The sequence below is a fragment of the Clostridium grantii DSM 8605 genome (genome assembly GCF_900129965.1).
Lineage (GTDB): Bacteria > Bacillota > Clostridia > Clostridiales > Clostridiaceae > Clostridium_AF > Clostridium_AF grantii.
Genome location: NZ_FQXM01000007.1, coordinates 155,963 through 176,496 on the forward strand (window position 1 = coordinate 155,963; position 20,534 = coordinate 176,496).

Sequence of the window (20,534 nt, forward strand, 5' to 3'; positions counted from 1 at the left end):
GGTGGTGAAAAGATGACTGATGAAAGAATTAAAAAGATTAAAAATATTTTTGATGAGTATGGTCTAATTGTTAAGGCTGCAATTCTAAGAGAAAATAAAGTATGTAGTCGAGATATTATGAAGCTTATGGATAAAGGTTATGTGGTGAAAATAAAAACAGGATATTATTGTTGGAACTCTGGATTTGATGACTTAAATGATTTTGAAATAGTACAGTCAATAATACCAAGTGGAGTTATTAGTATGTTTTCAGCGGCAGTAATACATGAAATGACCACAGTTAATCCTATGGATATTAATATTACCATTGCATCTAGAATGATTAAACCGAAGCTCCCAAATTACCCACCTGTAGAACTTTTTTTTACATCAAATGATAATTTAGATTTTTGATACTTTTAAATTTTCTAGGTCGTCATTAAAAGCTTCGCTTAAATAATTTAATTTGGTTTTTACAGCTGGATTTGCCGCAAGTTCTGGCTTAGCATTTATACAGTCTATTAATAATCTGCAGTACTTCAAAATATCATCAAGTACTCCAGTTGTAACTTTAGTTGGCAATTCTTCTTTAATTTCTGGTTTTACTCCATACAATTCAAAAATCCTTTTTGCTATTAATAATTTAATAGCAAAAAATCGTCATCTTTAATTAGATGACGATTTAAATAGTTTTTCAGTGGCCTCGTATTATTCAAGGTCTATTTTATGGAAAAAGCTAAAAAAGCTGCTGTTAATGAAAATTTTAAATTAGGCTGTGAACTAAAGAGCTTAGGGGAAAATCATATGCATTGTTTTACGGACACAGAGTTTATTTAAATTTTTTAAGTAAAGCAAGTTCTAGGAAGAAAATCATTTTTTACAATGTTTGTGTTCTCTCAAACTACGGTTTGAGGGGATTTTTGTTTTAAAGTGGTCTAACAAATACTTATATTTGGAGGTTTAATAAATGGAGAGTATTTTTGAACCATGGAAAAGGTATGTTATTCATAACGAATATGTTCTACGAACAGAAGATATTCACAATAAAGCCCCAATAGTCTATATTGGAGATAAAAAAGTGTACATATATTCAGGAAGTCAACTCTTTTCAGCTGGTATATGGCTTCAGTCTAATGAAGGTCATTTACGAATATATTCACGTAGTAGGGATGGTGAGAAAATAATATGGCGTTCATTTAATGGAGAGAGTCAGGAAGGCCCAGTGCACCAGCATGATGCTATTGAAATTGGATATATTGTTGAAGGAAATACTTACCAATCATTTTCAGGTGAAGAACATAAGTTTAAACAGGGAGAATTTTGGATTGTAGATAGGAATTGTTATCACAGTGATATATATGGTCAAGAAAGTTTGTGTACAGTATATATAGGCATACCGGCAGAGGTATTTGATTCGGTATTTGTAGAAAGTATTGGAAATAGTGAAATTCAACAATTTCTTTTTCTTGCACTTCTTCAACAGAAAAAGAATAGACAGTTTTTGCATTTTACACCAAGAGGTGATAAATCAGCAGCAGTAGTTTTGATGGAAAATTTAGTTAGAGAAATTATTGAACAAAAGACAGGATATTATGATATATCAAAAGGATTATTAGCACGGTTGCTTGAAAGCCTTTCATCAGAATACGATTTTTTACTGACCAGTCAGGAACGACAGAAAATGAGAGATCTTCTTTTTCGCCAAGTAGAAAAATTTATTCAAGAAAATTATAAAACAGCAACTATACGAGAATTAGTTAATCGCTTCCATTATAATGAGGATTATTATAATCGGCTAATTAAAGAATACAGTAGTTATACTTATTCTGATTATTTAAAGAATGTTAGGCTAAAGGAAGCTGAAAAAATGCTTTGTATGACAAAGATTTCTATTGAACAGATTGTAGGTCAAGTAGGATATAAAAGCAGGGGACACTTTTATCGTTTATTTACTGAAAGATATGGAATGACCCCTGCGAAATATAGAAAACAGAATTCTTGATTAAGTTAGCAATTATAGTAAATATGTAGTAAGCTATTTAAAATGATTACCAAATATATATTGTATAAAGTATTATAGAATCGGAAAAAAGTACAATTCCATATACTTTTAGTCGTAAAGGTAAATTGAAAAACAATATAAAATGCCATAATATAAGTATATCAAATATATTAATTTACTTTGAATGTAGTAAATTTATGACTTAGCAACTTAGATAATATTATTAAATAATTAGTATAGATAGTGGCTAAGGCTATATTATATAAGGAGGAAAATATTATGACATTAGCATTCCAGGTACAAAAAAAGAAACGGTTAAGAGTGATTGTTGATACCGACGCTGCATGCGAGGCGGATGACCCTTTCGCAATTGCACATGCTTTGATGAGTCCAAAATTTGTAATGCGTGCTATTTTTGCTGAGCAATTTGGTAGCCCAGAAACAACAAAGAAAAGTTATGATGAAATTCAAACGATTTTATCGGCAATGTCATTATCTGTCCCTGTATATATGGGGGCTGAGGGGACTTTAGCGGACACAAAAGGAAAAGAAATATCTCCTGCTTCGGCATTCCTAATAGAAGAAGCTATGAGAGATGATGATATGCCATTATTTGTACTCTGCCAAGGTGCAATTACAAATGTTGCATCTGCATTACAGGAATGTCCTGAAATCGCTTCTCGTATGACTGTGGTATGGATTGCAGGGCATGAATATGGGCATAAGAAAGCTCCATTCAATGAATTCAATTCGGGAAATGATATACCGGCAGGAAATATTGTGCTAGGAAGTGGTGTTGAACTTTGGTTGATTCCATCAAATGTGTATTGTACAATGCATATTGGGATAGCTGAGTTACAAAAAAGGGTATATCCCTGTGGAGATATTGGAAAGCATTTATTTGAACAATTAGTGCAGTTTAATGCTTCGAAATATGCGGATTGGACTCCTGGAGAAAGTTGGTCATTAGGTGATTCTCCAGCAATCGGTGTTGCGTTGAATCCAAACTGTGGTAGATATGAGTATAAGGAAGCTCCTATTATAAATGAAGATACTTCTTTTAGTTATGAAGAGGGAAGACCATTAATTCGAGTTTATCAGTCTATTGATGTGAGATATGTCCTTGAAGATTTTATGTCAAAACTTGAATTGATCTATGGTTAGAGAAACTAAGCATGAGAGGCAATTAACAGTAATTAATGAATTTGTTTCATCCATGATTATACAATTTAAATAAAGAATACATATAAGAGCAAGGCTAGGAATAGCACTTGCTTTTATTTTTATGTAGGTTGGTTTATGGAGAAGTATTATTTGGGTGTTTTTAACAAAAATCTCTAATGAAACAACTTTGGAAGAAATAGTCATAAAATTCAAAATATTTAAATAAAAAGTATTTACATATTATCCTATGTATGGTATTATTAAACTACACAAAACATCCTACGTTATACGTAACACTGGATGAAATGCTTTCAATGTTTAGAATGATAAAATACAACAATAGGTAGGCGAGTTAAAGTGGAGAATAAAGGGATTAACAAAGTGTTGGAACCAATTAATGGAAGTTCAGTAGTAGACAAGACTATAAGTAGAATAATTGAAGCAATTTCAGATGGTAGATTTGGTATGGGAGAAAAACTACCAAATGAATATGAGCTTATCAAAGACCTTGAAATAAGTAGAAATTCACTGAGAGAAGCTATGCGAGTTTTATCGACTCTAGGAGTTGTAGAAATTAAACGCGGTGATGGAACTTATGTATGTGACCAGGTGAATCCTAGTGTCTTTGACAGTATTATTTATGGTCTTGTATTTGATATTTCTACTTCATCTGAATTGATTGAACTAAGACGTGCCCTGGACGAAATCATGCTTAAATTGGCCATCGACAAAGCTGACGACAATGATATAGCAGAGTTAAGAGACTACCTTGAATTAATGGAAATTCATATTAAAAATGAAGAATTTATGGCAGCTGGTGATACAGATTATAATTTCCATATTAAAATTGTTGAAATAGGTAGGAATAAGCTTCTGTACAGAATTGTTAAAGGTGTTTATCAATTTTTTAAAGTTTCAATATACAGAAACATTGAAGCAGAGGAAAAATTTTCACATGCTACGCAGTACCACAAAGAAATATTAGACTTGATCGTTACGAAAGACAAGTCCCGAGTTGAAGAGGTTATTGCTAATAGTCTTGATAGTTGGGGTTACAATTTTGAAAAATAGTAAATAATGAGGGGGAAAAAAATGAAAAAATTACTTTCTGTATTATTATCTATCACAATGGGTGTAGCTTTACTAGCTGGATGTTCTCCAAAACAAGAAACTGTAAATACAAGTGCGGAAAAAACAAATACTGAGAAAACTGAAACTGTTGAAAAATCTAAGTTCCCAGAAAGACCTATTAACTTAATAGTACCTTTTGGTGCAGGTGGTGGTACTGATGCTTGGAATCGTGCAATTGCTGCAGCTCTTCAAGAGAATGGATGGACTGTAAAGGTTTCCAATGTTACTGGGGGTTCTGCTGGTTCAGTAGGAACTATGCAAGTGTGGAATGCAAAGCATGATGGTTATACTTTTGCAGGTACTTCAGAAACTCCATTAGTTATCCCTGTAATGGCAGGTGATAAGCAAACTACTGATTCTTGGGAATACTATATTGCTGGTGGATCTCCTGGTGTTTTATGTGTAAATAAAAATGCAAATATTGCTGATTTTCAAGCACTTATAGATGCTACAAAAGCAAATCCTGGTACAGTTAAAATAGCGGGTACATCAGGTGGGTTATGGTTTTTATTAGCATCAATGCTTGAGTATGGTGGTGGAATTGACTTAGGTGTAGCTACTTATGATGGTTCAGCTACAGCTATTACTGCATGTATATCAAATGAAACTGTAGCAGTTGCAGCATCAGCTGGTGAAGTGGCGGAGTTTGTAAAATCAGGTGATTTAATTCCAGTAGCAACTTTCCAAACAACTGATTTTGAACAAGCTGATTTTGGGAAAGTTCCTGCAGTTACTACATTAGTTCCAGAGGTTGAAAAGTATTTGCCATTAAACCAATTTATAGGATTTATGATACCAAAGGATACTCCAGAAGATGTAAAAGCAGAAATACAAAAAGCTTTTTTAGCTGCTTGTGATAGTAAAGCATTAAAAGAATTTTCAGATCAAAATTATGGTGTTATTTATAAATGGGTAGGAGAAGAAGCAGATAAAAACTGTGCTAAAGCTCAATCAATAATGAGCTGGATGTTATATGAAATGGAAAAAACAGAATTTAATCCTGCTGATTTTAATATACCAAAACCATAGTAAGTTTAAATATAATAAGGTGTACTTTTCCAACAGGTACACCTTTGTAAAGATTTAAAATTAAATGTTTAAATTAGTGAAAATAATATAAAAGGGGTGGCAATAATGGAAAAACAAACATTAAGGAGAGCAGACCTTGTTATGAGTATTGTGCTGCTGAGCATAGCAGTATTTGTGTTTGTAATTTCTCTGGAATTAATGATTAGAACACTAAGTTTAACAAATCCAGCTAATGCTATTTGGTACAGATCATCAGGTTTAGTTCCGATGATTGTTAGTGTATTGCTTGCAATTTGTTCAGTGTCACTTTTCTTTAAGGCATGGAATGATGGAGCAAGATTTGATTTTTTTACAAAAGAAAAAATCGCATATTTTTTTACATGCAGAGAGTTTAAAGTTGCCATATCTATCATTGGATGGTTAGCTATCTATATATTTATACTACTAGGTCCTATGGAAAAAATTATTTACGATGCACTTTATAATGTAGATGGTATTTCATGGATTATACCGTATTATTTACCTTATATATTGATGACATTTATTTTCCTTTTTGTGTTTATGATTGTTTTTTCTGATAGAGGTAAAAGGAAAAACTGGATAACTTCAGCAATTATTTCATTATCAGTATCTTTAATTGTAGCATATCTTTTCGGAGATGTAGCAATGATTATATTACCTTAAAAGGAGGGAATTAGATGTTGACAGAATTAGGAACATTTTTTACACAGATATTACATGTATTTTCTGACCCACTTCTTGTAATAGTACTATTTGGAGCAACAGCTCTTGGTCTTATAATGGGAGCGCTACCAGGGCTAACTGCTACAATGGGAATTGCATTGCTAACTGGTTTAACTTATAATGTACCACTTCAATATACATTTGCAATTTTAATGGGTATATATGTTGGTGGTATTTATGGTGGAAGTATTTCGGCAATTCTTTTAAACATACCTGGAACGGCTTCGGCAGCGGCTACAGCATTAGATGGACATAAGTTAGCACTTGAAGGTAAAGCAGAAAGAACTATTAAAATAACAAGGTTGGCATCAATAATTGGCACATTTCTTGGAGTGGTAGCTTTAACAATGATAGCGCCTGTTATGGCAAAATTAGCTTTGAATTTTACATCGCCAGAGTTTTTTATGTTAGCTTTCTTTGGAGTAATGATTTGTGGTTCTGTTGTATCTGAGGATTTGACAATTAAAGGTTGGATTGCTGGTATTTTGGGATTATTATTGGCATTCGTTCGCTATGATGATGTAGAAGGAATATCGAAATTTACTTTTGGTATTTCAGAATTACAAAGTGGTATACAGGTAATTCCAGCTATGATAGGATTCTATGCTGTACCAGAGGTTATAAAAGCTTTTGTAAGAAATGAAACTTTTTCAGTAGTTGAAAATTCAGAAAGTGATAAAAGTTTTTTGGGAGTACTATTTGGGAAAATTTTTAATTTGTTTAGAAGTGAGAAAAAAGAAGTTGCTACTTTTAAAGATGTTTTAGAGGAAGAAAAATTTATCTTCAAAACTGTATTTTCACAGTTGCGTGCAATTATTCAATCAGCAGCTATTGGTCTAGGGCTAGGTGCATTGCCTGGTGTTGGAGAAGATGTAGCAGCCTGGGTTTCATATGATACAGCGAGAAAAACCAGTAAAAATGGAGATAAATTTGGTACAGGAATCTACGAAGGAACAATAGCTCCAGAAGTTGGAAATAATGCAGCTATTGGTGGAGCTATTATTCCATTGCTCACGCTAGGTATTCCTGGAAGCCCACCGGCAGCAGTTTTACTTGGTGCATTGATGCTTCACAATGTAAGGCCAGGTCCACGTATTCAAATAGAGAATCCAGGATTTATAGCAATGATTGCAGCACTTTTATTCTGTGCAATAATTGCGCTTTGGATTGTTGGATCAATCTTAGCTAAACCAATGACTAAGGTATTAAAAGTTCCAACTGTTTATTTAATGCCTATTATAGCAATTCTTTCTGTAGTAGGGGGATACTCTTTATCAATGTCATCTTTTGATTTAATCACCATATTTATTTTTGGTATTATAGGTTATATCTTTGATAAGATGCAATATTCAGCAGCTCCTATTATACTTGGTTTAATTCTTGGTAATATGCTTGATTTTAGATTTAGACAAGCATTGATAACCAACAATGGTTCATTTTTAATATTTGTTACAAGACCAATATCATTAATATTCTTGGTGATTATTATATTTACAATAGCAAAAATAATAATTAAGGGAATAAAGGAATCAAAACAAGAAAATATAGCTGGGTAAGAAAATTAATATAAATAAAAAAATAGGGGTGAAGAAATGAGTAAGAAATTATTTTTAATTCATACTGTTAATCAATTTATGGACATGATATACAAACCATTTGGGGTTCCATTTGTTGAAGATAATCCTGATATCGAGATTTATAATATTATGGATGATACTCTTCTAAAGGATACTTTAGCAGCTGGTGGAATAACAAATGCGGTTTCATCTAGAATTTTAACATATGCAAAATCAGCAGCGGATGCGGGAGCAGATTGCGTGATGGTTACTTGTACATCTGTTAATGCGGCTGCTAAATATGCAAGACAATTCTCTCCGGTTCCTATATTTAATATAGATGAGCCTGTTGCAAGAGAAACTGTTAAAAATGGTAAGAAAATTGGTGTGCTAGCAACACTTCCAACTTCACCAAAGGGTACTGTTAGATTGTTAAAAGAAGAAGCGGCGCGTCAAAATAAAGAGATAGAAATTGTAACTATGGTAGCTGAGGGTGCCTTTGATGCTTTGGTTGCTGGTGATGTGGAAAAACACGATAAAATGGTTACTGATGCTTTATTTCAACTTGCAAAAGAAGTAGATACAATTACTTTTGCTCAAATATCTATGTCTAAATTAGTTCATGATGACCCAGGCGTTCCTATATATAAGATTGGTAGGTCCGGATTTGAAGAAGCAAAAAGAATAATGATGGGACAAGAATAAAATATAAGGAGGCAAATATGAGCGAAAATAAAGAACAATTAATAGCTAATTTAAAAGAAAATGCTCGCAATTTAAGACAATTAGCGCTTACAATGATTCATAAAGCTCAATCAGGACATCCAGGTGGTTCTTTGTCAGCATCTGATATAATGGCGGCACTATACTTTTATGAAATGAAATCTGATCCTAAAAATCCTACGTGGGATGAAAGAGATAGATTTGTTTTATCAAAAGGCCATGTTTGTCCTATTTTATACAGCGCATTAATTGAAAAAGGATTTATAAATAAAGAGGAAGTTTATACTTTAAGAGAGTTTGGTTCAATATTGCAAGGACACCCTGATATGAAAAGAACACCAGGTGTTGAAATTTCAACAGGTTCTTTAGGTCAAGGTGTTTCCGCAGCAGTTGGAATGGCAATAGCTTTAAAAAGAGATGGAAAAGATGGAAGAGTGTTTACATTATTGGGAGATGGGGAGTGCAACGAAGGTCAGGTATGGGAAGCGGTTGAAGCTGCATTCAAATACAAACTTGATAATCTAACAATTATTATTGACAATAATGGCATTCAAAATGATGATATGACTGAAAAGATTATGCCGCTTAGAGATTTAGCTGAAAAATTTAATGCTTTTGGTTGTGAAACTAGAAAAATAGATGGACATAAAATGGAAGAAATCGTTTATGCGTTAGATGAACTTAGAGAAATTAAAGGCAAACCTAAGTGTATTGTAGCTAAATGTGTAAAAGGAAAATACGTTTCTTTCATGGAAAATGTTCCAAAATGGCATGGGCTTGCTCCTAATGATGAAGAGTTTAAACAAGCTATAAAGGAAATAAGGGAGGGAAATTAATGATAATTACAGAATCTACAAGACAAGCGTTTGGAGACGAATTATTAGTACTTGGAGAAGAAGTTGATAATTTATATGTAATTGATGCTGATGTGGGTAAGTCTATGAAAACAGTTCCTTTCCAACAAAAATTTCCAGAAAAACATGTTAATGTAGGAATTGCTGAGCAAAACTGTGCAGGGGTTGCAGCAGGACTAGCAACAATGGGTAAGCTTCCTATTATAAGTACTTACGCAGTATTTGGGTCTATGAGAATGTTAGAGCAAATAAGGCAAAGTATATGCTATACCAAATTAAATGTAAAAATAGCTTGTAGCCACGGAGGACTTACTCCAGCAAATGATGGAGGGTCCCATCAAGGTATTGAGGATATGGGAATTTTAAGAACTATACCTGGCATGACAGTGATGATGGGAGCAGATTATAATTCAACTAGAAAGCTTTTAAGAGAAATGGTTAAAAGTCATGTTGGACCTGCTTATATTAGATTTACGAGAGAAGCTACTCCAGGCATTTATGATGAAGATGAAAGATTTGAAATTGGGGTAGCAAAGCAATTAAGAGAGGGTAATGATGTAACCATTATTGCGGTTGGAGATGTTTTGATTTTGGCTTTAAAAGCTGCTAAAATATTAGAAGAAAAAGGTATAAAAGCTAGGGTATTAGATATGCATACTATAAAGCCATTGGATCAAGGAGCTGTTTTAAAAGCATTGAGGGAAACTAAAGGAATTATAACAGTTGAAGATCATAATATAATTAATGGACTTGGAAGTGCAGTTTCAGAAGTGGTTTGTGAAAATAACGGAGGAATTGTTTATAGAATTGGTATCTTAGATAAATTTGGCGAATCTGGTCCATATGAGGTATTATTAAAGGAGAATGGTATAAGTGTTGATAATATTATTGCCAAAGCTGAAAAAATAGTTAAAGGAGAATAATCATGAAAATAGTTGTATTAGATGGGTATACTTTAAATCCAGGAGATTTATCTTGGGAGGCGTTGGAAAACCTAGGCGATGTAACAATTTATGATAGAACTACCCAGGAAGAAATTGTAGAGCGCATAGGGAATGCAGAAGTAATTTATACTAACAAAACACCTTTAAGTAAAGAAACTTTTGATGCATGTCCTTCTATCAAATGGGTAGGGGTATTAGCTACAGGATATAATGTGGTAGATGTGGAATATGCTAAAGAAAAAAATATTCCAGTTTGTAATGTACCCACCTATGGTACAACAGCTGTATCACAATTTGTATTTGCTTTATTGCTAGAGTTGTGTCATCATGTTGGACAGCATAGTAATTCAGTGAAAGAAGGACAGTGGTCAAATTGTGAGGATTTTTGCTATTGGAACTATCCATTAATTGAATTAGCAGGGAAAACCATGGGTATTATTGGTTTGGGACGAATAGGTCAAGAAACTGCAAAGATTGCTCAAGCTTTTGGTATGAAAGTATTAGCTTACGATGCATACAAGGTAGAAAGTTTAGAATCTGAAACTTTAAAGTATGTGGAGTTAAATGATTTATTTGCTAATAGTGATGTTATTAGCTTACACTGTCCATTGTTTGAAAGTACAATTGGCATAATTAACAAAGATAATATCCAGAAGATGAAAGAGGGAGTGATGATAATTAATACTTCTAGAGGGCCGCTTATTGTTGAAGAAGACATTAAGGAAGCTTTAAACAGTGGAAAAGTTAAAGGTTTAGCCTGCGATGTAGTTTCAACAGAACCTATTCAAATGGATAACCCTTTATTAAAAGCCAAAAATGTTTTAATAACTCCTCATATAGCGTGGGCACCACTAGAGTCTAGAGCTAGATTATTAGATATTGCTATTGATAATTTAAAATCCTATTTAGAGGGTACAATTAAAAATGCCGTTAATATTTAAATACCGCTTAATTGAAGAAAGGAACATCTCGGAATTCGAGATGTTCCTTTTTATAGTAATCTATAATTTTTTTATTAAAAAGGGAAGGTGAAGTATGAAAATCAATGAATTTCAGATTTGTGTAAAAATAATTCAGTTGATTTTATTGGACCATCATAGATAATAAATTTTTTTATATTCTGTAGGTGAGTATCCTGTTTTTTTCTTAAATATCTTAGAGAATAAAAAGGGATCAATGTAACCAACTGAGTTGGAAATTTGTTGAACAGATAAATTAGAAGTTTTTATTAGTTCTTTGGCTCTTTTTATTCGGAAATCTATTAAATATTGTTTTGGGGAAAGATTTATTTTCTCTTTAAATATTTGATACAAATATTTTCTATCTACATTTACATGATGTGCGATATCTTCTATTTGGATTGCTCTTGAATAATTTGTATGTATGAATTCAATTGCTTGATTTAGATATAAATCTTTTGGTTTTAAATTTGAAGGTATTTTAGTGGATGTCTGACATTCGTCAATTAATATTGATAAAAGGTTATAAAAAGCACTTAATGATATTAAATCTGTAGCTTTAGAGTTGTTTTCAGATTGAAACAATTTAGCAAAACTGGCTAAAAAATTTTCAGGGTATAAAGTAGTAAATAGTGGCTGATTTTTACTTATATTTGCTCTAGTTAAGTAATTTTCAGCATTTATGCCGTTAAAAGCAATCCAAAAATAATTCCATCCGTTAGTTTCTGTAGGTCGATAAGATACAACAACGTTTGGTGGAATAACAAAGCCACTACCAGCTTTTATGGTATAAACTGTATTATTTATCTCAAAATATCCTTGCCCTTTAATAACGAAAAATAATTTATAGTGGTCTATCATACCAGCTCCCCAACTTTTATTAGGCTCACAGCCATCATAGGCACAATAGTAGAGCTTGATATCATTGTGGAGATTTTGATCTATAAGATCGTTTTTTGGTTTAAAACCTTTCATAAAGTGTTCCTCTTTTCTATAAAAAATTAAAATTACAACTTATAAGACAAAATTACATGCAATTTAGTTTTTATTCAATGTAATTGTAACAAAAACTATAGTAAAATAGAAGAAAATTCATGGGAGGGATCTATATGTATAAAGCAGACGATAGAAGATATGAGAACATGATTTATAGAAGAGCAGGGAAAACAGGTTTAAAATTACCTTTGATATCTTTGGGTTTATGGCATAATTTTGGAGATGTAACATTAATAGATACCAGTAGAAAAATGATTCATAAAGCCTTTGATCTTGGAATTACACATTTTGATTTGGCTAACAATTATGGTCCACCAGCTGGATCAGCAGAAATTAACTTCGGAAGAATTCTAAAAGAGGACATGAAAGCTTATAGAGATGAAATGATTATTTCAACAAAGGCAGGTTACACTATGTGGCCAGGTCCTTATGGAGACTATGGTTCAAGAAAATATCTTATATCTAGTTTAGACCAAAGCCTTAAACGTATGGGGCTTGATTATGTAGATATATATTATCATCACAGACCGGATCCAAATACACCAGTTGAAGAGACCATGCTCGCTCTTGACCAAGTTGTGAAACAAGGGAAAGCACTTTATGTTGGTATATCTAACTATAGAAGTGAACAAGCAGAAGAAGCATTGAAGATATTGAAAGAATTAAAAACACCAGTAGTAATGACTCAGCCAAGTTATTCAATGCTTAATCGATGGATTGAGGAAGATGGTTTGCTAGATGTTACTCATAAGCATGGGATTGGAAACATTGTATTCAGCCCATTGGCACAAGGTGTTTTGAGTGACAAATATTTGAATGGCATTCCGGCAGATTCAAGGGTTAGCAGCAGCAGTCAGTTTTTGAACAAGAATAATTTGGATTCTGATAAATTGGATAGAGTAAGAAGATTAAATGATATAGCAAATAATAGAGGACAATCTTTGGCACAGATGGCATTATCTTGGGTGTTAAGAGATGATAGAGTTACAACAGCTTTAATTGGAGCTAGTAAAGTGAGCCAAATTGAAGACAGTGTAAAGGCAATTAATCATATTGAATTTAGTGAAAAAGAATTAAGCGAAATTGATAGTATTTTGGCATAATACTATTATTTATTTTAACTAAAAAAGCTATCCAGTTCCTATCTTCTATAAGTAGGAGATAGGAACTGGATAGCTTTTATTATTTTAGGTTTCATATCTAAAATAATAAGTCCTTGACGAAGTATTATATATGATGTATTGTGAAGTCAATAATTAATAATTTGACCATGAAGTGAACTGATTCTTAGGTGGAGATAGTTCATGAAGTAGTATATAATAATATTAGGTTGCAAATAATAAAAGTGACATATGACGTTTTTTATAATTTATTTTTTTGATATAATCTTTATAAGAATAAATATATATTCAAATAAATGAGGGATAAATATGTCCATTGAGAGCTTTATAAATAATAAACCTTACTTAGCTAACTTATTTATGGGAATGCCAGCTGAGATAAGGATGAAATGTGTAGTGGAAAATTTTCATGCAAAAACTGTCATAGTAAAAAAAGATGAAGAACCAAAGTATATCTATATAGTGTACTCTGGCACATTAAAAATATTTAATGAATTTCAAAATGGCAGAATTCTCGAAACAGCAATTGTTAATGATATGGACTTTTTAGGTTTAATCGAAATTTTAGCATCTAAAGAAAAAATAGCAGCTACAGTGGAAACGGTAACAGATTGTATTGCTTTAAGAATTTCAAAAAAAGACTTTTTAAAGTGGATGGAAAGTGATCATTATTTGGCAGTTATAGTTGCTAAAAAAATGGCAAAAGATTTTTATAATATAGCTTACTCTAATGGAGAACTTTTATTAAATTCAACTATGTATACCATAATAGCATATTTAATTAAATTGGCTAAAGAAGATATAGATAAAGGTGAAATAGTTTTTATCAATAAAAAACGCCAACAAATAGCAGATGAATTAGGAATTAGTTTAAGAACGGTTCATAGGAATGTAAAGCAACTAAAGCAACAGCAATTAATAACAATTGAGAATGCTAAGATTTATATTAATGAAAATCAATATAAAGCATTGATAGATAAATTAAAAGAATTAAGTTAATAATACATAAGGAGGTTTCAATATGATACCAACAGCACATATTGAAGTAAAAGAAAAAGGAATTATTGCAAAAACTATACTAATGCCAGGAGATCCTCTTCGTGCTAAATTTATAGCAGATACATTTTTAGAGAATGTAGTTAAATTTAACAATGTTAGAAATATGTTTGGATATACAGGAACGTATAAAGGGAAAAAGATTTCTGTTATGGCTAGTGGCATGGGTATGGCTAGTATTGGAATTTATTCCTATGAATTATTCAAATTTTATGATGTGGAAAATATTATTCGTATAGGATCATGTGGCGCTTACACTAAAGATTTAAATTTATATGATGTTATAATAGTTGATGAAGCTTGGAGTGAGTCAAGTTTTGCAAAAGTACAAAATGGTTATGATAAAGATATTATTGCAGCTTCTCCAGAATTAAACAAGAAATTAGAAGAAATTTCGAAAGACTTAGGTGTTGAAATACATAAAGCTAGAATTCATTCAAGTGATATTTTTTATCGCGAAAATTTTGAAGAATTTAAGAATATTTATCAAAACCAAGGATGTGTTGCAGTAGAGATGGAATCATTTGCTTTATTTCATAATGCTAACGTGTTAGGGAAAAAAGCGGCTTGTTTGTTAACTGTTTCTGATAATTTAGTAACTCATGAAGCAACTACATCAGAAGAAAGACAAGAAGCATTTACAAAGATGATGGAAATTGCATTAGGTATGGCTGAGTAAATAAAAATAATTAAATATTAAGCAAATAACAAAAGGAAGCTAAAATTTAGCTTCCTTTTGTTATAGAGAGAAAAAATAAATTATCTTGAAATTTTAATGAAATCAGTTCTTTTCCTATTCAAGAGCTAAATAACACCCTATAATTAAAGTTAACGATAAGTTGAAGTATGTTTTGTGGCTTTAATGTTTCAAATTAATATATGGAGGAAGTGGAATATTATGATGAATGAATTAAAAATAGGTAATAAAGAATTGATTGATTATACAATAGAAAGTGTGTTGAAAAACAATTGTAATAATGTTCAAACTAACAATATATTGAAGGAAGAAAAGTTATTAAGCCACATAGTAGATTGTGATGAAGAAAATTTTAATATAAATTATGAGGTTTTTATAAAACTAATGAATTGTACTAAAGATACTGAATATGTATTGATTTTATTTGGAATAGATAATTATTTTGTGAAAAATAATGCTAAAGTATTTTATAGTGAAAAAATGTACTTAGAAGAATTAAAAAAATATATAAATGAATTTGAATTTGAAAAAAACAAGATGAATTTAGTTGTTTGTGAGAAAAGAAAAAGTAGTATGCTAATACTTATGATGTTTGGTAAAGACAATATAGATAAGTGGCAAATTATAAACAATTACATTAAGAAAATTAAAGAAAGGTTATCTTCTAGAGGTATTTCATTATCTATAGGAATAAGTAAAATTCATAAAAGGTTTAAGAAAATTAGTCTTGCATATGAGGAATGTAAAAAAGCTCTTGATTTTAGATTTTATATGGGTAAAAATAGTGTGTTTATTTTTGATGAAAACATTTTAAATGAATATGTAAAAAAGAAAAATGAATATAACATAAAAATAAATAACATATTAAAAAATATAGAAATACGAAATGAGAAGAATATGGAAAAATGTATAATTGAATTAATGGATGAAATGGAAGAAGATAAATTATATCCTGAGAATTTTAGAAAAATAATATATTTTATCATTATTAGTATTAACAATAGTTATATTCAAAATTTAAAAACTATAGATATTATTTTTGGAGATATAGAAGAAGTATATTACTGTGTGGATAAAATTGATACATATGAAGAATTAAGAGGTTATGCAATAAATAAAATACATGTGATTTTACAAAAATACAGGTTAAGAAAAAATACAAAAAATAAAAATATTATTGAAGATTCAATGAATTATATAAAAAATAATTACATGAAGGAAATAACATTAAAAATAGTTGCAGAGGAGGTATACTTAACTCCAAATTATTTTAGTCAAATATTTAAAAGTCAGGCGGGAATGAATTTTATTGATTTTTTAATTGAATGTAGGATTGGTCAGGCTAAAAAATTATTAAAACAACCAGGAATTAAAATTTATGAAATTGCTGAATTAGTGGGTTATAAGGAAATAGTGTCATTTAATAGAGCATTTAAAAAAAGTTGTAGGGATATCACCTAAGGAATATGCTTCTTTAAATAAATGAGTCAATTACCTCTTGAAATCGTTTATTTCGTAAAAAAGGTTAATAAAACCGAAAAAATGTAATTGGTATAATATTAAAAATATATTATACTTTCAATATAATAAAGTTAACGTTTAAGTAAATAGTTAATATTGAAAACGATTTCATAAAAAGGTTTTAGGAGGGGAACAATGAAAAATAAAAGAATTTTATCAATGTTGCTTGTATTAATTTTAGTTATATCTTATATAATTCCAATAGCTCCAGTTAATGCAACAACTAAAAAATTGGTATCCTGGGATTTTGAGGATGGAACATCACAAAGTTGGGTATTAGGTTGGGGTGGTGTATTTGCAGGTACACAAAATGATGTAAGTTACAGCGAAGATCTTAAAACAGAGGGTAATGTAGGAGCTTTAAAGATTGAACTAAGTCTTGCATCAGGAGGATGGAAAGATGGAGCAATTAAAGTTCCATTGGCAGAAGGAGGTGTAGATTCATCAACTGTGAATAAAGTTGAGTTTGATGTATATATACCTAATGCACCGGAAGAACTTAAATCTATAAAGCCGCAAGTGGCTTTTAATGATCCATCATGGGCACAAGGTGGAGATGGGTACATTGGAGTTGCAACATTAGAAAAGGTTGTAATAAACAATGTAGAGTACTCAAAAAAACATATTGAAATGACTTTAGATGTAGCAGGAGATGGTACATCTAAAGAATTTATTATAAAGTTAGGAAATGATGAAAGTACGTATACTGGAGCTATATATTTGGATAACATTGTTTTAGGTATTGAATCAATAAAAGATAGTAACACTGATAGTACTAGTGATGATAATGTTCCAACAAAGGATAGCATATGGAATTTTGAAAATATAGAGAATCCTTTAGCTTGGTCTATAGGATGGGGAACTGGATTTTTAGGTGGAGATAAGGATGTATCCTATAGTGAGGATCTTAAGAGAGAAGGTAATAATGGCTCACTTAAAGTCCAAGTTAAATTAAATTTAAGTTCATGGACAGAAGCAAATGTACAGGCTTATTTAATGGATAAAGATATGGAGATTAATACTTCAAAGTATAAGAAATTATATTACGATATTTATGTTCCTAATCCGGATAGTTTCGGAAATGGGCTAAAGTTAGCAGAAGCATTTAATGATACTTGGGGACCCATTAAAGATTGGGAAGATGTTGATTTGAAAAATGTAGAGAAAGTAACAATTAATAATGTTACATATGGAGTTGTTCATAGAAATATTGATGTTCAGGTTGCCAATGTGCATAAAAAACTCACATTGAGAATATCTTCATATGGAAGTAACTACACTGGACCAAGATACATTGATGATGTAAGGGTTTCACCCTTTACTGATAAACTATCTGTAGATATACTATCACCAAATAAGCTAGAAGTGGCAAATTAAGGTAAGATTCAAGTAACAGCAGATGTTCAGACTCCAGGGAATGAAGAAATATCAAAGGTTTATTTAGTTACTGAAAGCGGTAATGAAATAGAAATGACTATGGATGAAAAGGAAAATAATATTTATAAGTGTGATTTACAAACTTTAAATGAAGAGGAAGGTCCACTTTCTTATGATGTTATAGTATTGGGAAAAACAGGAGCAAAATCAAAAGCTACATCGGAAATAATTGTTAATAACACAGGTATAAAAATAGATATAATATCACCTTTATTCGGAGAAATAATTAAAGGAGAAGCTACTGTTTCTGCTGAAGTTAAAGACCTAAATAAAAATGTTGAATCTGTTGAATTGCTAGTAGGAGACTTAATAGTACCTATGAATCTTGAAAATAGTAAATATGTGACTAAATTAGATACTAGTAAGCTAGCAGATGGGGTTTATTCATTATTTATAAAGGCTATAAGCAATGAAGATAAAGCGATTTATTCCTTTACAGACATTTTAATTGATAATGGAACTGTTAAGGTACAAGGAGTTGTAAAGCATAATAGCACTGATTTTGAATTAAATGGTAAACCATATTATTACTCTGGTTGGAATATTTATAAATTTCCTTTTGCAGAGGATATGAAATTGAGTATTCCAGAAAAGTCTGTAAGCTGGACAAATTCTGGTGAAAAAGTTGAGATAATAATGCCGAAAGATACAACATTTACTTATAAACAATACCTTGATATATCAATGATGGAGGCAAAGAAAAACGGGTTGGATGTTGTGCGTACTTGGGGCTTTAACAGCGATGTAAATCAAACATATTCCTTTTATAATAAGGATGAGTCAGGAGTATGGGAATTTAATGAAGATCAATTTAAAAGATTTGACGAGATAATGGATAGTGCAAGTAAATTTGGCGTTAGAGTCATAGTTGTGTTTGAAAACTATTGGGATGCTTATGGCGGAATTCAAGCAACTACAAATTATCTTGGGTTAGATAATAAACTTAAATTTTATACAGATCCTAGTGCTAAACAATTATTTAAAGATTATATAGCTAATTTTGTAAAAAGAACAAATACTGTAAATGGAATAAAATACGAAACAGACCCAACTTTATTTGCTTGGGAGCTTATGAATGAACCAAGAATAGATTACAAGCATAGAGGAGATAATAATTACCCAGATTCATACTATAATGGTGAGCTTTTAAAAGAATGGACGAAAGAAATGGCTGGTTACGTTAAAAGTCTTGATAGTAGCCATATGGTAAGCTTAGGTTCGGAAGGACATGGTCAGATGGTTGATGGTAAACCATATGTTTATGACAAAGAAGGATATGGAAATGACCCTGTTGGTAATGTTATGAGTATTGACGAAATTGACTTTGTAACTTTTCATCCATATTTTAATGAGGATTGGCTTAAATATAATATACCTCATGCTAAGGAATTGATTCAACAAATAGTTAAGGAGTCACAAAAATATAAAAAACCTATAGTAATGGAAGGATGGGGCCAAAAGAAAAAGTTTGGATTGAAGGATTTTAAAGGAGTAGAAAGTGGTAATATAGATGAAGATTCAAATTGGACTAAATTGAGAGATGCATGGAACAAGATTATGCTAGCTGAATTCAGAAGAGCTGGTGGTAATGGAACAATGATATGGCAATTTTCTACATTTGGAAGAATAGACCAAGACTTTGATGTTACAACACTTATGCCAGCTGAACAAGTGGTAGAAGATAAGAATCTTGTGGATATACTAAATAAAGAGTCTCAATTACTTATGAATCTTAATAAGGTTAAATATAATGATATTTTATTGCAACAAAAAGGATATGCAGCAGAAGCGGAATATTATGGATGGATCACTTCTAAAGATGGGAATTTTAAGCCGGAAGAAACAATAAAAGTTAAAGATATTACTTATGCTATGAAAAAAATGAATGTAAATGTACCTGCTATAAAAGCAGTGAATCAAAATGAAAGCATTACAAGAGCAGAACTTGCTGAAATGATTTTCAAGGACCTTAAAATGATTAAAGTAGAAAAACCTACTGAAAAAGACGAACGTGGTATAGTTATTGAGGATATGAGATTTAATGACCTTTCAAAGGTTACCACTAATCAAGTAGATGCAATACAAGCCATGTATACAGCGGGAATGTTTGAAAACACTTTGCAATTTAGGGTGGAAGAGAAGGTTACTAGAATAGAATTAGCTAAACTACTAACAGCAATTTATGACTATATTTACTACTATGGAGCAGAACCAGATGATGGTAAAGAACCAGTTAGTAACATAGAAAATATTGAAAATACTACAGTAGATACTGAAGAAAAAGCAGAAGATGTTGAAAATACTAAAGTAGATACTGAAGAAAAAACAGGAAGTATAGAAAAATCTGTATCGGATACTGAAACTGAAACTGAAACTGAAACTAAATTACCTAAGACTGGTTCTATAGGGTACGGAGATATTATATTGATAGGGGTTATATTAGTAGGTGTAGGAGTAGTTTTATTTAAAAGAAAAGAATTATATAAGTAATAAAACTCAACAGTAGATTAATTCTGCTGTTGAGTTTTATTTTTGAACGTTTTCGACATAAAAATAGTATTTAAGTATTATTTAATTTAGTTTTTTACAAATAGCTTGCAAAAAATAAAATAGTAAGTTAA

19 protein-coding genes are annotated in these 20,534 nt (G+C 31.1%); 17 read left to right on the forward strand and 2 right to left on the reverse strand.

Features of this window, described 5'->3' with window-relative positions:
- The first annotated feature begins 12 nt into the window (after positions 1-12).
- Positions 13-393: a type IV toxin-antitoxin system AbiEi family antitoxin domain-containing protein gene (locus tag BUB83_RS08195; RefSeq protein WP_073337965.1), complete on the forward strand. Its 381-nt coding sequence runs from the start codon at positions 13-15 to the stop codon at positions 391-393.
- On the opposite strand, the gene BUB83_RS08200 is transcribed toward BUB83_RS08195, so the two are convergent.
- Positions 382-594, reverse strand: coding sequence for a hypothetical protein (locus BUB83_RS08200; RefSeq protein ID WP_073337966.1), 213 nt, complete (start codon positions 592-594; stop codon positions 382-384). The genes BUB83_RS08195 and BUB83_RS08200 overlap by 12 nt on opposite strands.
- A 352-nt stretch (positions 595-946) precedes the next feature.
- Between BUB83_RS08200 and BUB83_RS08205 the strand changes: the two genes are divergently transcribed.
- The 10 genes from BUB83_RS08205 (at position 947) to BUB83_RS08250 (ending at position 11,067) form a co-directional block, all read left to right on the forward strand.
- Positions 947-1,981 (forward strand): AraC family transcriptional regulator, encoded by a 1,035-nt coding sequence (locus BUB83_RS08205; RefSeq protein ID WP_073337967.1) that lies wholly within the window; start codon positions 947-949, stop codon positions 1,979-1,981.
- A gap of 279 nt (positions 1,982-2,260) precedes the next feature.
- Positions 2,261-3,145, forward strand: coding sequence for a nucleoside hydrolase (locus BUB83_RS08210; protein WP_073337968.1), 885 nt, complete (start codon positions 2,261-2,263; stop codon positions 3,143-3,145).
- A gap of 357 nt (positions 3,146-3,502) precedes the next feature.
- On the forward strand, positions 3,503-4,216 hold the full coding sequence (locus tag BUB83_RS08215; RefSeq protein ID WP_073337969.1) for a FadR/GntR family transcriptional regulator: 714 nt from the start codon (positions 3,503-3,505) through the stop codon (positions 4,214-4,216).
- Positions 4,217-4,237: 21 nt separating this feature from the next.
- Positions 4,238-5,305 (forward strand): tripartite tricarboxylate transporter substrate binding protein, encoded by a 1,068-nt coding sequence (locus BUB83_RS08220; RefSeq protein ID WP_073337970.1) that lies wholly within the window; start codon positions 4,238-4,240, stop codon positions 5,303-5,305.
- Between the two features lie 105 nt (positions 5,306-5,410).
- Positions 5,411-5,989: a tripartite tricarboxylate transporter TctB family protein gene (locus tag BUB83_RS08225; RefSeq protein ID WP_073337971.1), complete on the forward strand. Its 579-nt coding sequence runs from the start codon at positions 5,411-5,413 to the stop codon at positions 5,987-5,989.
- Positions 5,990-6,003: 14 nt separating this feature from the next.
- The gene (locus tag BUB83_RS08230; protein WP_073337972.1) at positions 6,004-7,605 is read left to right on the forward strand and encodes a tripartite tricarboxylate transporter permease; all 1,602 of its coding nucleotides are present in this window, start codon (positions 6,004-6,006) and stop codon (positions 7,603-7,605) included.
- A gap of 36 nt (positions 7,606-7,641) precedes the next feature.
- Complete coding sequence (locus BUB83_RS08235) at positions 7,642-8,310, forward strand: aspartate/glutamate racemase family protein (protein ID WP_073337973.1); 669 nt, start codon at positions 7,642-7,644, stop codon at positions 8,308-8,310.
- Between the two features lie 17 nt (positions 8,311-8,327).
- Positions 8,328-9,164, forward strand: coding sequence for a transketolase (locus tag BUB83_RS08240; RefSeq protein WP_073337974.1), 837 nt, complete (start codon positions 8,328-8,330; stop codon positions 9,162-9,164).
- Positions 9,164-10,105 carry a transketolase family protein gene (locus tag BUB83_RS08245; RefSeq protein WP_073337975.1) on the forward strand — a complete coding sequence of 314 codons (942 nt, stop codon included), beginning with the start codon at positions 9,164-9,166 and terminating at the stop codon, positions 10,103-10,105. The genes BUB83_RS08240 and BUB83_RS08245 overlap by 1 nt, the downstream gene beginning before the upstream one ends.
- 2 nt (positions 10,106-10,107) lie before the next feature.
- Complete coding sequence (locus tag BUB83_RS08250) at positions 10,108-11,067, forward strand: D-2-hydroxyacid dehydrogenase (protein WP_073337976.1); 960 nt, start codon at positions 10,108-10,110, stop codon at positions 11,065-11,067.
- Between the two features lie 153 nt (positions 11,068-11,220).
- Here BUB83_RS08250 and BUB83_RS08255 read toward each other — a convergent pair whose 3' ends face one another.
- Positions 11,221-12,060 (reverse strand): AraC family transcriptional regulator, encoded by an 840-nt coding sequence (locus tag BUB83_RS08255; RefSeq protein ID WP_073337977.1) that lies wholly within the window; start codon positions 12,058-12,060, stop codon positions 11,221-11,223.
- 134 nt (positions 12,061-12,194) lie between these two features.
- On the opposite strand from BUB83_RS08255, the gene mgrA reads away from it, so the two are divergent.
- The 6 genes from mgrA to BUB83_RS08285 all read left to right on the forward strand — a co-directional run bounded on the left by mgrA (position 12,195) and on the right by BUB83_RS08285 (position 20,403).
- Positions 12,195-13,184, forward strand: coding sequence for an L-glyceraldehyde 3-phosphate reductase (mgrA, locus tag BUB83_RS08260; RefSeq protein WP_073337978.1), 990 nt, complete (start codon positions 12,195-12,197; stop codon positions 13,182-13,184).
- A gap of 327 nt (positions 13,185-13,511) precedes the next feature.
- Positions 13,512-14,201: a Crp/Fnr family transcriptional regulator gene (locus BUB83_RS08265; protein WP_073337979.1), complete on the forward strand. Its 690-nt coding sequence runs from the start codon at positions 13,512-13,514 to the stop codon at positions 14,199-14,201.
- Positions 14,202-14,223: 22 nt separating this feature from the next.
- On the forward strand, positions 14,224-14,937 hold the full coding sequence (gene deoD, locus BUB83_RS08270; protein WP_073337980.1) for a purine-nucleoside phosphorylase: 714 nt from the start codon (positions 14,224-14,226) through the stop codon (positions 14,935-14,937).
- 219 nt (positions 14,938-15,156) lie between these two features.
- Positions 15,157-16,416, forward strand: a complete 1,260-nt coding sequence (locus BUB83_RS08275) for a helix-turn-helix domain-containing protein (protein WP_073337981.1) — start codon at positions 15,157-15,159, stop codon at positions 16,414-16,416.
- Positions 16,417-16,611: 195 nt separating this feature from the next.
- Entirely contained in the window at positions 16,612-17,853 is a 1,242-nt protein-coding gene (locus BUB83_RS08280; protein WP_073337982.1) for a hypothetical protein, read from the forward strand.
- Between the two features lie 99 nt (positions 17,854-17,952).
- A complete protein-coding gene (locus BUB83_RS08285; RefSeq protein WP_159434061.1) occupies positions 17,953-20,403 on the forward strand; it encodes an LPXTG cell wall anchor domain-containing protein in 2,451 nt (816 codons plus the stop codon).
- Positions 20,404-20,534: the final 131 nt, after the last annotated feature.

Bases quoted from the DNA above. Each gene is read 5' to 3' on its own strand.
- BUB83_RS08280 (WP_073337982.1), top strand. From the start codon at position 16,612: ATGAAAAATAAAAGAATTTTATCAATGTTGCTTGTATTAATTTTAGTT.
- mgrA (WP_073337978.1), top strand. From the start codon at position 12,195: ATGTATAAAGCAGACGATAGAAGATATGAGAACATGATTTATAGAAGA.
- BUB83_RS08220 (WP_073337970.1), top strand. From the start codon at position 4,238: ATGAAAAAATTACTTTCTGTATTATTATCTATCACAATGGGTGTAGCT.
- deoD (WP_073337980.1), top strand. From the start codon at position 14,224: ATGATACCAACAGCACATATTGAAGTAAAAGAAAAAGGAATTATTGCA.
- BUB83_RS08230 (WP_073337972.1), top strand. From the start codon at position 6,004: ATGTTGACAGAATTAGGAACATTTTTTACACAGATATTACATGTATTT.
- BUB83_RS08240 (WP_073337974.1), top strand. From the start codon at position 8,328: ATGAGCGAAAATAAAGAACAATTAATAGCTAATTTAAAAGAAAATGCT.
- BUB83_RS08275 (WP_073337981.1), top strand. From the start codon at position 15,157: ATGATGAATGAATTAAAAATAGGTAATAAAGAATTGATTGATTATACA.
- BUB83_RS08285 (WP_159434061.1), top strand. From the start codon at position 17,953: ATGGATGAAAAGGAAAATAATATTTATAAGTGTGATTTACAAACTTTA.
- BUB83_RS08195 (WP_073337965.1), top strand. From the start codon at position 13: ATGACTGATGAAAGAATTAAAAAGATTAAAAATATTTTTGATGAGTAT.
- BUB83_RS08205 (WP_073337967.1), top strand. From the start codon at position 947: ATGGAGAGTATTTTTGAACCATGGAAAAGGTATGTTATTCATAACGAA.
- BUB83_RS08265 (WP_073337979.1), top strand. From the start codon at position 13,512: ATGTCCATTGAGAGCTTTATAAATAATAAACCTTACTTAGCTAACTTA.
- BUB83_RS08245 (WP_073337975.1), top strand. From the start codon at position 9,164: ATGATAATTACAGAATCTACAAGACAAGCGTTTGGAGACGAATTATTA.
- BUB83_RS08235 (WP_073337973.1), top strand. From the start codon at position 7,642: ATGAGTAAGAAATTATTTTTAATTCATACTGTTAATCAATTTATGGAC.
- BUB83_RS08210 (WP_073337968.1), top strand. From the start codon at position 2,261: ATGACATTAGCATTCCAGGTACAAAAAAAGAAACGGTTAAGAGTGATT.
- BUB83_RS08250 (WP_073337976.1), top strand. From the start codon at position 10,108: ATGAAAATAGTTGTATTAGATGGGTATACTTTAAATCCAGGAGATTTA.
- BUB83_RS08225 (WP_073337971.1), top strand. From the start codon at position 5,411: ATGGAAAAACAAACATTAAGGAGAGCAGACCTTGTTATGAGTATTGTG.
- BUB83_RS08255 (WP_073337977.1), bottom strand. From the start codon at position 12,060: ATGAAAGGTTTTAAACCAAAAAACGATCTTATAGATCAAAATCTCCAC.